Genomic DNA, 15,647 nt, shown 5'->3' with positions numbered 1-15,647 from the left:
TCGGCGGTGAGCTTCCTGCTGGCGGCCGTGGCGCATTACGAGCAGTTGGGTGTGAAGATCAAGCGGCTGATCACCGACAACGGCTCGGCGTATCGCTCGCGGCTGTTCGCCAAGACCAGTCAGGCGCTGGGCATCAAGCACACCTTCACCCGGCCTTACCGCCCCCAGACCAACGGCAAGGCCGAGCGTTTCATTCAGACCTGTCTGCGCGAATGGGCCTATGGACGCACCTGGGCCAACAGTGCCGAGCGCACCGCTTGGCTGCCAGCTTTCCTGCGCTACTACAACTGCGAGCGCCCGCACTGCGCTCTGGGGCACAACCCCCCAGCCTCCCGCCTTTGTGGGAACAACCTATTGCAACTCGACATCTAGTGTGCTGTCGCAGAAATACGTTTCGCAATGCGTACGATTTTTTGCAGTATTGAATCGGCGGTTGCGACCCATTGGAACGGCGAGGCGTCGGCGTTGTAACGCTGCACGAACAACTCGATCTGCTGCTTGAGCTCGCGCACACTGTTGAACGAATTTCGGCGAATGGCCCGCTCGGTGATCAGCGCGAACCAGCGTTCGACCTGGTTGAGCCACGAGCTATAGGTGGGCGTGAAGTGCAGATGCACGCGGGGATTGCGCGCAAGCCATGCCTTGACCTTGGCATGCTTATGCGTCACGTAGTTGTCCACGATCAGGTGCAGATCCAGCTCAGGCGGCGTCTGCTTGTCGATCTGCCGCAGGAAGTCCAGAAACTCCTGATGCCGATGTTGTGCTCGAACGCGCGAGATCACTTGCCCATTGGCCACATCGAGGGCGGCGAACAGGGTTGTCGTTCCATGGCGGACATAGTCATGCGTGATGCCCTCGACGTAACCCATCCCCATGGGCAGCACGGGCTGGGTGCGCTCCAATGCCTGGATCTGGCTCTTCTCGTCCACGCACAGCACCAGCGCGTGATCGGGCGGGTTCAGGTACAGCCCGGTGATGTCGCGCACCTTCTCTACGAAGGCCGAGTCGTTGGACAGCTTGAAGCTGCGCGAGCGGTGTGGGGCAATGCTGGCGGCACGCAACAGGCGGTGCGCCATGTCCTTGCTGATATTGGCCTCGGCCGCAAAGCTGCGCACGCTCCAGTGCGTCTGCTTGGCAGGACGCGTCTGCAGCGCCTGGTTGAGCAGATCGGCGACGCGTTGATCGTCCAGCGATCTCGGGCGACCAGGGCGTGGTTCGCTGCGCAGCCCTGCCAGCCCGTCCTCCACATATCGCGCGCGCCACTTACGCACCGTCGGTTGCGAAACACCGAGTTGGTCACCCACCTGCCCAGGACCCAGTCCGGCGGCTGTCAACAAAACGATCCGGGCGCGCAGCGCGACCGCTTGTGGCGTACGCCGTGAGCGCGCAACTCGTTCAAGTTCGACTCGCTGTTCCCGCGTCAGTTCGATGGCTGCATCTGCTCGTACATGCATGGTCACCTCCGGGTATCAATGCACCGGGACACATGCAATATCCATGCAACTTATTTTTGCGACAGGACACTAGTGGCGGGGCGGCTCAGCATCCGTGTCGGCTGCAGTGCGTCTGCGGGTCATGCACAACGCGGCCACCAGGCAACTCAGCGTCGTGCCCGAAATCGCGCCCAGAATGAAGGCAAACCAGTTGATCATGTTGCACCTCTGGCCGCAGGGGCAAGGCGTTCCACGGTCGGACGGGGCGTCCATGTGGTGTCCAGCGGCCACTTTCGGCCGCAACCCTAAATAGATGGCGGGCGAATCCCCACAAGACCCACGCCTGTCGTGACGTAGGTGCGGACGGACTGTTGATGGCGAAGGCGCAGCGGCGTGTGTACTGGCGCCTGTCAGTCCACCTTCACCTGATAGCCCACCGACCCGCTCGCGCCTGCTGGCAGTGTCCCGGTAAAGAGCCACTGCAGCAGGCCACTGCCGCCCGCGGCCTGGCTCGTCGCGCATCCGGCGGTAGGTGCGGGCGGCAAGTTGGCCGGCGTTACCTTGGTGCAACTGCCCAGGTCCGTGGGCGTGCTGGCGGCCGTCGCGCCCTGGAAGGTGGTGTAGGGCGGCGTGGCGTCGTTGACCACGAAATTGCGCACCACCCCGGTGGTGGCGTTGGTGTAGGTGATGCGGTAGTCGAGCACGTCGCCGCTCCTGGCCTGGTTGGTTGTGCCGAAGGTGCCACCCTGGGTGATGTTGCGCACCTCCTTGTTCAGGCGCACCGCGGAACTGCTGGCGGTGGTCGTGTCCGTGGCGGTGTAGGTGGCCGACAGGGCCGGGGACGCGTTGCCGAAGCTCAGTGTGGCCGTGACGGGCACCGCGTTTGCATGGCCGTTGGCGGCCTGCGCCGGAATCTGCTGCTGCACCACGAAGCACACGGCTTGGCCCTGGACGACGGTCAGCGGCGCGCCGGATGGGTACAGCCGCTGGGCGTTGGGCTGGGCGGTGCCGGTGCAGCCCGGGTCCAGGTAGGCGATCTCGGACCAGCCGGGCAGGCCGGGCGTGGGCGTGGTGGTGGTGGCACCGAGCGTCACCGCCAGGGTGCCGCCGGTGCCGGGCGTGAAGACGTGCGCATGCACGGCGCGGGTATGGGCCGCGTTCTGCTGGCTGCTGGCGGCGGGCGTCAGCGTGCTCGGTGGCACACGGCCGAAGTTCAGCACCAGCGCGCCCGCTGCCGGGGCGGTGAAGCTCACCTGCTGACTGGCGCGTGTGTAGGTGTAGGCCAGTCCGCCGACGGTGGTGGCCGTGCCGCTGGGCAGCACGGTCCCGCTGGCGTTGGCGCCGGTGGCCGTGCCGTCCACGGGCCGCGCCGGCGCGGCCGCCACGCACAGCGTCTGGCCCATCTGCTGGAGCGGCACGCGCAGCGCGTAGGCACCGCTCGCGTCGGTCGTGGTGCTGGTGTAGACGGTTGACGCGCAGTTCGTCAGCCGCACCGTGGCGCCGGCCACGCCGCCTTCGCCGCCGTTACGCAGGCCGTCGTTGGGCGTGCCGGTATTGCCCGCGACCGTGGGCGCCCCGCCGTCGTCGAACACCATGCCGGTTACCGTTGGGCTGAGGCCGGCGGTGATCTCGTCGGGAACTGGCGCGCCCGACGGCCGCCACAGCGTGGCCGAGGTGGCAAAGCTGCCCATGGCGATGCGGTTCAGCGGCGCCAGCCCTAGCGTGTCGCGGGCGGTCGTGGCGGTGCCATTGATTTGGTTGGCCTGGAAAACGTTGGTGCCCTGGGTCCAATGGGTGGCCGACAGCGATTGGGTACCGCCCGCCGCCATCGCCAGGTTGGTCGCCCACAGCCGCGACTGGGCAGCGTCGAAGTCCAGCTTGCTGCTGGCCGACACCGTCAGCGTGCCGATGCGGTGGGCATAGGCTCCCAGCTGCAGCGTGCCGCCGGCCAGCTCGACGTCGACGTTGGCGCTGGCGAGCGCACTGGTCAGCACCAGCGTGGCGCCGGTGTTCACCACGATGCGGCCGCTGCCCTGCACATTGGCGCCCGCCAACTGGCTGGTGCCGCTGGTCAGCGTGAGCGTGCCGTTGCTGCCCAGGTCCAGCGTCGCCGTGCCCACCGCCGTCAGCGACGCCAGCCGCTGCGCGCTGCCGGCCAGGTTCAACGTCGCGCCGTTGCCCACCGTCGCGGCGCTGCCGGTCGGCAGCGCGCGGTCGATGCCCGTCACCAGCTTGCCGGCGCTGACCGTGGTGGCGCCGGCGTAGCTGTTGGCGGCGCCCAACGTGAGCGTGCCGCTGCCCGTCTTGGTCAGCGTCGACACGCTCGCGGCAATGGCGCTGTTCACCACCGTGGCGCCGGCGCCGTCGAAGCTCAGCGCAAAGGGGCCGCCCGTGCCGCCGGCAATACCCCCTGTCAGCGTGAGCGTGCCTGCGGCGCTCCCGATGCTTGCCGCGGTGGCCAGCGTGACGGGCCCGCCGAAGCCGTTGCTGCCGCTCGCATTGCACAGCGCGCCGGTGCCGCAGAGGCGGCCATTGCCGCCATAGCCGGCGCCGCTCAGCGACAGCGGCTCGGCGGCGATGGCGATGTTGTCCTGCAGCGCCAGCGTGGCCCCGTTGCCCACCGAGGTTCCCGCGGCCGCGCTGCCGAGTGCCGAACTGCTGCCCGCGACCAACTGGCCCGACAGCACGGACGTCGCCCCGCCGTAGGTGTTGGTGCCGCTGAGCACCACCGTTCCCTGGCCGGTGTAGCGCGTCAGGCCGTAGTTGCCCGAGATGGCCCCGCTGATTGTCCCGCTGTCGTAGGAATTCCAGGCGCCCAGCCGTGCGTTGCCCGTCAGCGTGACATTGCCCGCCAGCACCGCGCCGCCTTCGAAGCGCAGCGCGCCCAGAAAGGCGCCGCTGGCATCGCGCCAGCCGTCCCCCTGCACCTGCACCGCATTGGCCATGGTGCCGCCCGTCAGGTGCAACGTGCCGTAGGCGGCCATCGCGATGGTGGCGGTGCCCAGGCTGCCGGCCGCCATCAGCTTGGCGCCACTGCCCACGGCGATGGTGCCGCTCAGCGTGGTCGCTGCGGCATTGCCCAGGGTGTAGACGCTGGTACCGCCGCCCACGCCGGTACCCAGCAGCGCCAGCGTGCCCGCACCCGACAGCGTGCCTGGGACGGTGTACGACGCATCGGCCCGGTAATAGGCGAGCGTGGCACCGCCGGCGATGCTCGCGCCAGTGCTGGCCAGGCTTCCCGTCGTGCCGCCGTTGCCCAACTGCAGCGTGCCGCCGTTGACCGCGGTGCTGCCCGTGTACGTGTTGGCACCCGTCAGCAACAGCGTGCCGGCGCCCTCCTTGCTGAAGGCGTTGGTGGTCGGGCTGCCAGCCAGGACGCTGGCGATGGTGGCCGTGGCGCCGCTGGCCACCGTCAAGGGGTTGCTGGCGCTGTTACCGCGCAGGGTGCCGTTCTGGATCAGATAGTTCGACGCGGTGCTCGCGGGTGCGAAGTTCAAGCCGCCAATGTCACGCGTTCCGGTGACACCGACGGTTCCGGGCGTGGCCGTGAAGTTGGCCACGCTGGTGCCGCCCGCCCACACGCCGTTGGGCGTGCCGCTGCTCGTGGTCCAGTTGCTGCCCGTGTCCCAGGTGCCGCTGCCCCCTTCCACGGCGCTGGTGTTGCTGGCCGGGCCGTCCCAGTACGTCAGCGCCCCCGCCACCAGCAGTTCGTTGGTGCTCGAGGCCCAGTAGGTGGCGCTGGCCGTGCTGCTGCCCAGCGTGACCTTGTTCAGTGGCGCGGTGTTGACCGTATCGCGCGCCCGGCTGCCAACGATGCCGCTGGCATACACATGGCTGGTGCCGACCGTCCAGTGGGTCACGGCCAGCGCGTTGTTCAGCGTGAGCGTGCCGGCGCTGAGGCTGGCGGTGCCGGCGGAAGACATGTCCACCGCCGCGTTGGTCACCGTACTGTCCACCGTGAGCGCCCTGACCGAATAGGTCTGGCCCGCCCCCAGTGCGAGGGCGCCACCCTTGAGCACGATGCTCAGGCCCGGGTTGGCGAAGCCGGACGGCAGCGTCAGCGTGCCGCCGGTCACGGTGATGGTGCCGGTTCCGGCCACCGTGCCGATGCTGCTGTTGCCGGTGATCGTGAGCGCGCCGCTGCTGCCCAGGTCCACCTTGCCGGCCGAGGCGTCCAGCGAGGCCAGCGACTGCGCGGCGTTGGCGCCCAAGGACAGCGTGGCGCCCGTGCCGACCGTCATTGCGCTGGACGGGTTGATCGCATTGGTGTTGGCCGCCGCCGCCAGCAGCAGGGTGCCACCATTGACGACGGTGGTGCCGGTGTAAGTATTGGCGCCCGACAGCATCTGTGTGCCGGTGCCGGTCTTGGTCAGCGACTTGGTGGCCGTGTTGACGCCGGGCCCGTCGGAGATCACGCCGCTGAAAGTGCCGCCGCCGTTGTTCACGCCCACGGTAAGGCCGGAACCAGGCCAGCTCGGGTAGTAGCCCGTCACCACCGAGCCGGCACCGTTCAGGGCATCGACCATCACGCCCGCCTCCACGGTCTGGAAGGTGGCGCCGCCCGCGACGGTCAGCGCCGACTTGTTGTTGGTCCAGACCTCGTTGCCGTTGGAGCCGCCGGTGAATGTGCCGTTCTGCACGTCGATGGCCGAACCGGCGCCCAGTGAGAACGTGGCGGCGCTGCCGCCCCACTGCAACGTGCCAGTGCCCGTCTTGCGCAGCGTTCCGGCGCCGCTGAAGGTGGTGGTGGGCATGTCCATCAGGCCGGTGCCGGAATTGAACACCATCACGGCGTTGGCGGCGATGGCGAAGGCAGAGGTGGCATACGAGCCCCCGGTGATCGCCAGCGTGCCGCCGTTCACCGCCGTGGCGCCGGTGTAGGTGTTGGCGCCCGACAGCGTGATGGTCCCTCCGCCCTCCTTGCTGAAACCATGGGTGCCGCCAGCCAGCACGCTGCCCACGATGGCGCTCACGCCTGCGTCCGCCGTCAGCGGGTTGTTCGCCAGTCCGCCCGTCAACGTAGCGCCGGACACGGCGTAGCCGGCCCCTTGGAAGTAGAGACCGCCGATGGTCTGGGCGCCGCTCACCGTGACCGAGCCGCCGTTGCCGGTGAAGGTCGCCACGCCGTTGGCGGCCCAGACGGCATTGGATGCACCGTTCACATCTGTCCAATTGGTGTTGGTGGCGTTCCAACTGCCCGGCCCGCCCGTCACCGTGCCATCCCCTGCGGTGCCGTTGCCGTCCCAGTAGGCACCGCCGTTGCCCACCGGCTGGTTGGTGAAGCGGCAGACCACGTTTCGGCCATTGCCCGCGTTGGAGAACAGAACGGAACGGGCAGGCACCCCACCACTGGCCATGCCGGTTGTGTTGTAGCTCACGCTGGCCCCGGGTGCCTGGCCCGTGCAGGCGATGGCCTGCAGGCGGTAGCCGGGCGCGTCGGCAATCTGTGTGATCGTGGTCTGCTGGTTGGATGCTGCCAGCCATTGCTGGGGGCCCGGTGCGGCCACGCTGGCGCCCGTGGTGGTGAGCGTCTGTGCGGCCACGCCATTCGTGCCGGAATAGGAAAAGCTGCTGCTGCCGGCGGTCGTGATCGCCTGCACCTGGGCCGAGGTCGAACAAATCGTGGAGGACTGCGAGTCGTACTGCACCAGCAAGCCCGACAGGTAGCTGCGGTCCGCGATGCGCACGCGGATCTCGTTCAGGCCGGTCTTCCAGCCGTTGTCCAGCACCATCGAGGCACCTCGGCCCGGCCCGTAGTTGTTGCCGTTGATGTCATCGGTGATGGATGCGTTGGGCTGGTTGATGCCGTTGACGTAGACCGCACCGATGGAGTCGTCCGCATAGAAGCTCAGCTTCATGTAGAAGACCGCCGGGTCGAGCGCCGGGTCGAGATAGAAGCGGTAGCGATACCAGTAGGTGTAGCGCTGAAGTGGCAAGGGGCTGCTGCCATCGGCGTTGTGGGCGATCCAGTCCGCGTTATTGAACGGGGAGCTCGCCCAGCCCGGGCGCTGGCCCACCACGTAGGCGTCGGTCCACTGGCTCTCATCCACGGTGTACGGCGCCGGAGTGTCGCGTGCGGAAGTGTTGGCCTCCCAGTAGGTGTCCCGGCTGCCCACCGCCTTGGCTGGGCCGGCGGAGTTGCCCGAGTAGGCCGTGTTGAAGATGTAGCCGGTCGAGCTGCACCCGACGGTGGGCACCAGCCCCGCATGAGCGGCCGGCATCTGGGCTGCTAGGGCCACCAGGACCAGCAACGGCGCGCTCCAGCATCGTCTGTACCAACGCACGTTCAGCCTGCAAATTCGTCGGCTTCCACCCCCCTGTCCAGTCGGCGCAGACAACTCATGACCAACCGTCGAGGGCAGCTTCACTCCGGCCGTTCAATCCACCTTCACCTGGAAGTTCACCGTGCCCGTGGCGCCGGCCGCCAGGGTGCCCGTGAACCGCCAGCTCACCGGACCCACGCCGCCCGTCGCCTGCGTGGCAGTGCACGCCACCGTCGGCGCGGGCGGCGCGTTGGCCGGCGTCACCTTCGCGCACGTACCCAGCGACGCGGGCGTGGTCCCGGCGGTCGCACCCTGGAAAGTGGTGTAGGGCGGTGTCGCATCGTTGACGATGAGGTTGCTCACCGGCCCGGTGGTGTTGTTGGTGTAGGTAATGCGGTACTCCAGCACGTCGCCATTCTTGGCCTGGTTGGTGGTGCCAAAGGTGCCGCCTTGGGTGACGTTGCGCACTTCTTTGTTCAGGTGCACCGCCGCATCGCCTGCCGTCGTCGTGTCCGTGGCCGTGTAGGTGGCAGACAGGGCCGGCGCCGCGTTGGTGAAGGTCAGCGTGGCTGTCACGGGTACCGCGTTGCTCTGGCCGTTGACGGCCTGCACCGGAATCTGCTCCTGCACCACGAAGCACACGGCCTGGCCCTGCACCGTGGTCACCGGCGTGCCCGAGGGCCACAGGCGCTGCGCGTTGGACTGAACCGTACCCGTGCAGCCGGGATCCAGGTAGGCGATCTCGGACCAGCCGGGCATGTTGGCCGGCGTGGTGGTGCCGGCGCCCAGCGTCACGGCCAGGCTGCCGCCCGTGCCCGGCGTGAACACGTGGGCATGCACGGCGCGGGTATTGGGCGCGTTCTGCTGCGTGCTGGTGGCCGGCGTCAGCGTGCTGGGCGGGACCTGGCCGAAGTTCAACACCACCGTGCCGGTGGTCGGCGCGCCGAAGCTCACCCGCTGGCTGGCGCGGGTATAGGTAAAGGCCGTGCCGCCTGCCGTGGTGGCCGTGCCGTCGGGCAGCACCGTGCCGTTGGCATTGGCGCCGGTGGCCAGGGCCGTCACCGGCTGCGCGGGCAGTACCGCCACGCACACCGTCTGGCCAACCTGGGCGGTAGGCACGGTCAGGCTGTAGGCACCGTTGTTGTCGGTGCTGGCCGCGGCATACACGGTGCTGGCGCAGTTGTTCAACTGCACCGTCAGGCCGGGCAGACCGGCCTCGCTGCCGTTGCGCAGGCCATCGTTGGGCGTGCCGGTGTTGGTGCCGCCCGAGGGTGCGCCGCCATCGTTGAATACCGTGCCGGTCACCGTCGAGCCGGCCTGCACGGTGATTTCGTTGGCCGGCGTGGCGCTGGTCGCGGTCCAGAGGGTGATCGCCGCCGGGTAACTGCCCATGGTGATGCGGTTCAGCGGGGCCAGGCCCGTGGTGCCGCGTGCCGGGGTGCCGGCGCTGCCGTTGACGTTGGTGGCCTGGAAGAGGTCCGTGCCACGGGTCCAGTTGGTCACGGTCAGCGTCTGCGAGCCGCCGGCGGTCATCGCCAGGTTGGCGGTCGAAAGCCGCGCTGTCCCGGCGTCGAAGTCCAGCGTACTGCTCGCCGACACCGTGAGGGTGCCGATGGTGTGGGCATAGGCCCCCAGCTTGAGCGTGCCGCCGGCCAGTTCGATGTCGATGGTGTTGCTGTTCAGCGCGCTGGTCAGCGTGAGCGTCTCGCCCGGACCCACCACGATCCGGCCAGTGCCGGTCACGTTGGCGCCGGCGATGCTGCTGTTGCCGTTGTTGAGCGTCAGCACCCCGCCGCCGCTGCCCAGGCTCAGCGTGCCGACCGAGGTCAGGTTGGCCAGCGTCTGCGCCAGGCCGTTGACCGCCAGCGTGGCGCCGGAGCCCACGGTCACGACGCTGGCGGCCGGAAGGGTGTTGTTCGCGCCCAGTTGCAGCGTGCCGCCCGTGACGGCCGTGGCCCCGCTGTAGGTGTTGGCGCCCGACAGCGTCTGCGTGCCGGTGCCGGTCTTGGTGAGCGACTTGGTCGAGGCGTTCACGCCCTGGCCGTCGGAGATCACGCCGCTGAAGGTGCCGCTGCCGTTGTTCACGCCCACCGTCAGGCCGGAATTCGGCCAACTGGGGTAGTAACCCGTCACCACCGAGCCCGCGCCGGTGAGCGCATCCACCACGACCGCGGCTTCCACGGTTTGAAAGGTGGCGCCCGTGGCCACGTTCAGCGCCGACTTGTTGTTGGTCCACACCTCGTTGCCGTTGGAGCCGCCTGTGAAGGTGCCGCCCTGCACGTCGATGGTCGAGCCGGCGCCCATCGCGAAGGTGGCCGCGCCGGCGCCCCACTGAAGCGTGCCGCTGCCGGATTTGCGCAGCGTGCCGGCACCGCTGAAGGTGGTGGTGGCCATGTCCATCGTGGCGGTACCGGTGTTGAACGCCAGCACGGTGTTGGCGCCGATGGCGAAGCCCGAGGTCGCGTAGGCGCCGCCGGTGATGGCCAGCGTGCCGCCGTTGACGGCTGTGCTGCCCGTGTAGGTGTTGGCGCCCGACAGGCTGACGGTGCCTGCACCTTCCTTGCTGTAACCATTGCTGCCGCCGGCCAGCACGCTGCCGATGCTGGCCGTGGCACCCGTGCTCACGGTCAGGGGGTTGCTGGCGGCATTGCCGGCGATCGTGCCGCCCGAGAGCGTGTAGCCGTCCACGGTGAAGTTCATGCCGCCGACGTTCTGGGTGCCGCTCACCGTCACCGCACCGCCGGTGGCGGTGAAATTGGCCACGTTGGTGCCACCCGCCCACGGCCCGTTGAGCGTGCCGGCGCTGGTGGTCCAGTTGCTGGCGGTGCCCCAGGTGCCGGCGCCGCCTTCCACGCTGGTGGTGTTGGCCGCCGGACCATCCCAGTAGGTCATGGCGCTGGCGACCAGCAACTCGTTGGTGCCGGAGGCCCAGTAGGTGGCGCTGGCGGCGTTGCTGCCCAGCGTCACGCTGTTGAGTGGCGCGACGTTGGCGGTGTTGCGCGCCGGGCCGCCGTTGATGCTGCCGGCGTACAGGTGGTCGCTGCCGGCCGTCCAGTTGGTCACGGCCAGGGCGCTGTTGATCGTGAGCGTGGTCGCGGTGAAGCTGGCGTTGCCGGCGGAGGACATGTCCACCGCGGCATTGGTCACGGAACTGTCGGTGGTGAGCCCACCGACGGAGTAGGTCTGGCCCGCGGCCAGGGCGAGCTTGCCGCCCTTGAGCATGATGGTGACGTTGCCGGCGCTGAAACCGGCGGGCAGCGTCAGCGTGCCGCCCGTGACGGTGATGGTGCCGCTGCCGGTGACGTTGCCGATGCTGCTGTCGGCCGACAGCGTCAGCGTGCCGCCGCCCAGCGCGACGGTGCCGCTGGCGGCACTCAGGCCACCCGACAGCGACTGGTTGTTGCCGTTGAGGTCCAGGGTGGCGCCCGAGCCCACCGACACCGGGCTGGTCGTGGGGATGGCGTCGGTCGCGCCGATGCGCAGCGTGCCCGCGTTCACGGCGGTGCTGCCCGTGTAGGTATGGCCCGCGGTGGACAGCAGCATCACGCCCGTGCCCAGTTTGGTGAATCCACCGCTGCCGCTGCCGGCGCCGCTGCCGGAACTGGAGTCCAGCGTGCCCGAGACGGTCAGCGTCACGTTGTTGGCGACGGTGAAGTTGGTGTTCGACTGGCGCAGGTTGAAGCGGGACGCCGAGAGCGTGGAGTTGGACGTGACGCTGACGGACGTGCCGTAGTCGGCGATCCAGGAGCCCCAGCTGGGCTCGGCCGTCCCGCTGCCCAGCGTGCCGCCAGCCAGGGTGATCGTGGGGCCGCCGAATAGCGTGATGGCCGCGCCGTTGCCGGTGGTGGCGGTACCGCCGCTGTTGACCGTAATGCTTCCACCGCCACCGGAACTGGTGTTGAGCGGAAACACCGTGTTGTTGGTGTTGGCCGCGGTGCTGAGCGTCGCGCCATTGTTGACAATGATCGCGTTGTTGAGCGCCAGCGTGCCGCTCGAATTGCCCAGCACCAGCGTTCCGCCGTTGATGGTGGTGCTGCCCGTGTAGGTGTTGGAGCCTGTCAACGTGATGGTGCCGGCGCCCGTCTTCTCCAGCGCATAGCCACCAGAGATGACGCCGCTGATGGTGCCGGTGTCGCTGGCGCTGTAGGCCGTGACGCGGGCATTCGCGCTCAGGCTCACGTTGCCGGTGACGCTGGCCGTACCTCCCAGCCTCAAGGCCCCCAAGAGACCGGAGCTTTCCGGCCAGCCCGTGCCGGCAATCGTGATGTTGCTGCTGCAGGTGGCGCCCGACAGCAGCAACCCGCCGCCCGACTGCACGGTGATGGTGCCGCCGCCGGCCGGGCAGTTCGTCGTGCGCACGTAGCGCGCGCCGGCCTCCACGATGGTGCTGCCGGCCATGTTGTTGCTGCTCGAGGTGAGCTGGTAGGAGCTCTGTTCGCTGTTGCCGGAGCCTCTGAGCCGAACGGTGCCACCCGAGGTGGTGGTGATGGCGTTGCCGATGACCGAGTTTCCGGTGTCGGTGTTGGGCGTCAGGAACGACAGCGTCGCGCTGTTGGCGACCGTGATCGGCCCCGCCAGGGAGCCGGACGTGGTGCTGGCCGTACCCACCTGCAGCGTGCCGGCGTTGACGGCGGTGGTGCCGGTGTAGCTGTTGCCCGCCGTCAGCACGACCGTGCCTGCGCCCTCCTTGCTGAAGCCGTTCGTCCCACCGGCCAGGGTGCTGCCGATGGTGGCCGTGACGCCCGAGCCGGCCGTCAGCGGGTTGTTGCTGGCGTTGCCGGTGATCGTGCCGCCCGACAGCGTGTAGCCGTCCGCGGTGAAGTTCATGCCGCCGACGTTCTGCGTGCCGCTCACCGTCACCGCGCCGCCGGCGACGGTGAAGTTGGCCACGTTGGTGCCGCCGGCCCATACACCGTTGGGCGAGCCGCCGCTGGTGGTCCAGTTGCCTGCGGTGCCCCAGGTGCCGGCGCCGCCTTCCACGCTGGTGGTGTTGGCGGCCGGCCCGTCCCAGTAGGTGAGGACGCCCGAGACCAGCAGTTCATTGGTGCCCGAAGCCCAGTAGGTCGCGCTGGCCGCGTTGCTGCCCAGAGTCACGCTGTTGAGGGGCGTGATGTTCGTCGTGTTGCGCGCCGGTGTGCCGTTGATGCTGCCGGCGTAAAGGTGGTCGCTGCCGGCCGTCCAGTTGGTCACGGCCAGGGCGCTGTTGATCGTGAGGGTCGTCGCGGTGAAGCTGGCGTTGCCGGCAGAGGACATGTCCACCGAGGCATTGGTCACTGAACTGTCCGTCGTGAGCCCACCGACCGAGTAGGTCTGGCCCGCGGCCAGGGCGAGCTTGCCGCCCTTGAGCACGATCGTGACGCTGCCGGCGCTGAAGCCCGCGGGCAGCGTCAGCGTGCCGCCTGTGACGGTAATCGTGCCCGATCCCGTGATGGCGCGGATGCTGCTGTCGCCCGTCAGCGTGAGCGAGCCGGTCGTGCCCAGCGCGACCGTGCCGGAGCTGCCACCCGAGGCGGTCACGCCGGCCAGCGTCTGCGTCTTGCCGTTGACGTCGAGTGTGCCGCCGGTGGCCAGGGCCACCGTGTTGGTGGACGGCAGCGCACTGTTCACGCCCAGCTGCAGCGTGCCGCTGGTGACGGTGCTGGTGCTGGTGTAGCTGGCGGCCGTATTCAGCGCCAGGGTGCCGCCGCCGGTCAGCGTGATGCCGGAAGCCACGGCGCCCCCGCCGCCGTCCATGCTGTTGATCAGGGGGGTGCCGACGGACAGCGTGCCGGTGACGTTGAAGGTACTGACGCCGCCTGCGGCGTTGTTGCCCACGTTGATGGCGTTGTTGCCACCTCCGGCCACGGACATGCTGGACGAGCCGGTGCTGGTGGTCGTGCCCTTGAGCGCGAAGGTGCCGTAGGGCAGGCAGCAGCCGCCGTTCGAGCGGAGCGTCGCGTTGTTGAGCGTCAGGTTGTTCAGCGTCGTGTAGTTGCCGTTGCTCGTCAGCGTCCCGCCGCTGTTGACGGTGATCGCCGTGGTGGGTGTGGCCACTGCATTGCCGAAGGTGTCGCTGGCGCCCATCGTGAGCGTGGCACCGCTGCCCACCGTGATGGTGCCCGAGCCGGTCACGCTGTTGCCGCCGCCGGACAGGTTGCTGTTGCCCGTGAGCGTCAGCGCGCCATTGGTGCCCATGGCCAGCGTGCCGGACTCGGCCAGCGACTTCAGCGATTGGCTCTGGCCGTTGATGTCCAGCGTGGTCCCGCTGGCCACCGTCACCGGCGAATTGGTGGCGATGGCGTTGGTCGCGCCCACGCGAAGCGTGCCGGCGCTGACGGCCGTGGTGCCCGTGTAGGTGCTGGTGGCGCCTGACATCAGCATCACGCCGGTGCCCAGCTTGGTGAAGCCGCCGCTGCCGCTGGCGGCGCCTCCGCCGTTGCTGGAATCCAGGTTGCCCGATACCGTCAGCGTCACGCCGCTGTTGACGGTGAAGTTGGTGTTGGCCTGTCTCAGGTTGAAGCGCGAGGCGGAAAGCGTGGAATTGGCCGTGACGTTGACGGCCGTGCCGTAGTCGGCGATCCAGGAGCCCCAGCTGGGCTCGGCCGTTCCGCTGCCCAGCGTGCCGCCGGCCAGCGTGAATGTGGGGCCGCCGTAAAGCGTGATGGCCGCGCTATTCCCCGTGGTGGCGACACCACCGCTGTTGATGGTGATGCTGCCGCCACCACCTGAAGTGGTGTATGACGGAAATACGGTATTGTTGGTACTGGCCGCGGTGCTGAGCGTGCCGCCGCTGTTGACGACGATGGCGTTGTTGATAGGCACCGTGCCATTGCCATTGCCCAGCACCAGCGTGCCGCCGTTGACCGTGGTGGTGCCTGAATAGGTGTTGTTGGCGCCGAGCGTCAGGGTACCGGCGCCTTCCTTGCTGAATCCGTTGCCGCTGGCAACGCTGGCCAGCACGCTGTTGACCGTGGCATTGGCGCCGCTGGCCACGGTGATCGGGTTGTTGGCCGCGTTGCCGCTCAGCGTGTAGTTCTGGACGAGATAGCCATTGGTGTTGAAGGTCATGCCGCCGATGACCTGGTTGCTGGCTAGGCTGACTGTGCCGCCGTTGGCCTGGAAGATGGCCACGTTGCCGTCCGACCAGATGCCGTTGGGCGTTCCGGTGCTCGTGGTCCAGTTGCTGCGGTTGGTTTGCCACGAGCCGTTGCCGCCCTCGATGCTCGTTGCGTCGGTCGCGGGCCCGTCCCAGTAGGTGGTGCCCGTGATCAGGAACATCACGTCGTTGCCGGTGCGGAGGTTGACGAACCCATACTTGTTGTCACCCAGAGCGTAGGTGCCCAGTTGTCCTGCACTGAGCACGCTGCCGCTGGCGACCGGCACCGTCCACAGCAGGTTGATCGACGTCTGTGAGGCCGCGCTCAGGTTGATGGCCCCCGGTGCGTAGTTGTTGAAGGTTTCGCCTCCCCATGCCCTGATGGCACGCGAACGAACGTACTGCCAGCTGATGCCGGACAGCGCCGTCGGAAACACGTCCGCGGTCGTGGCGGGTTGAGTGCCTGACGCCGTGATCACACCGTAGGGCGTCTGCTGGGCCTGCCCATCGTCGGTGTAGCAGGTCGCCGCGACGGACTTGTCCTGGCTGATCTTGGGACCCGTGTAGACCACGGTGCCGGCCGCCGTGTTGTAGGGAACGTAGATGATCGCAGGCGGTGCGGCCGTGAGGGTGGCAGGCGGGACGGTGCCGTAGACGGCAGGTTGGTTGGTGCAGGTCGAGGTGTTGGCATGGCTTGCCAAAGGCAGGCCCATGCCGATGGCCGCCAGCATGGGCGCCACCGCAATGCGGCCGGGCTTCTTCAAGGCCATCAAGCCGGTCCAGCGGGTCCATGCCCCGCCCATCGCCCTCATCCAGCGCGACAGGGTGCCGGCCTGGCGTTCAGGCTTGGTCATTGGCCAACTGCCCGCACTGCCG

The 15,647-nt window shown here is 68.5% G+C and carries 4 protein-coding genes; 1 reads left to right on the top strand and 3 read right to left on the bottom strand.

What is annotated here, in order from left to right; all coding sequences use genetic code 11:
- The coding region (locus NS331_RS09770; RefSeq protein WP_153012801.1) for an integrase core domain-containing protein at positions 1–372 on the top strand (372 nt) is incomplete at its 5' end.
- On the opposite strand, the gene NS331_RS09765 is transcribed toward NS331_RS09770, so the two are convergent.
- The 3 genes from NS331_RS09765 to NS331_RS09755 form a co-directional block, all read right to left on the bottom strand.
- On the bottom strand, positions 369–1,454 hold the full coding sequence (locus NS331_RS09765; protein ID WP_058641809.1) for an IS630 family transposase: 1,086 nt from the start codon (positions 1,452–1,454) through the stop codon (positions 369–371). The two genes, NS331_RS09770 and NS331_RS09765, sit on opposite strands and share 4 nt — an antisense overlap.
- A 389-nt stretch (positions 1,455–1,843) precedes the next feature.
- Positions 1,844–7,654: an autotransporter-associated beta strand repeat-containing protein gene (locus tag NS331_RS09760; RefSeq protein WP_153012800.1), complete on the bottom strand. Its 5,811-nt coding sequence runs from the start codon at positions 7,652–7,654 to the stop codon at positions 1,844–1,846.
- Positions 7,655–7,810: 156 nt separating this feature from the next.
- The gene (locus NS331_RS09755) at positions 7,811–15,625 is read right to left on the bottom strand and encodes an autotransporter-associated beta strand repeat-containing protein (RefSeq protein ID WP_193758072.1); all 7,815 of its coding nucleotides are present in this window, start codon (positions 15,623–15,625) and stop codon (positions 7,811–7,813) included.
- Between the last annotated feature and the right edge of the window lie 22 nt (positions 15,626–15,647).

Source organism: Pseudacidovorax intermedius (genome assembly GCF_001476815.1).
In the GTDB taxonomy this organism is placed as follows: domain Bacteria; phylum Pseudomonadota; class Gammaproteobacteria; order Burkholderiales; family Burkholderiaceae_C; genus Xenophilus; species Xenophilus intermedius_A.
Note: the sequence above shows the minus strand (reverse complement) of the source record. Positions and strands in the feature narration are given on the sequence as shown.

Bases quoted from the DNA above. Each gene is read 5' to 3' on its own strand.
- NS331_RS09760 (WP_153012800.1), bottom strand. From the start codon at position 7,654: ATGCCGGCCGCTCATGCGGGGCTGGTGCCCACCGTCGGGTGCAGCTCG.
- NS331_RS09755 (WP_193758072.1), bottom strand. From the start codon at position 15,625: ATGACCAAGCCTGAACGCCAGGCCGGCACCCTGTCGCGCTGGATGAGG.
- NS331_RS09765 (WP_058641809.1), bottom strand. From the start codon at position 1,454: ATGCATGTACGAGCAGATGCAGCCATCGAACTGACGCGGGAACAGCGA.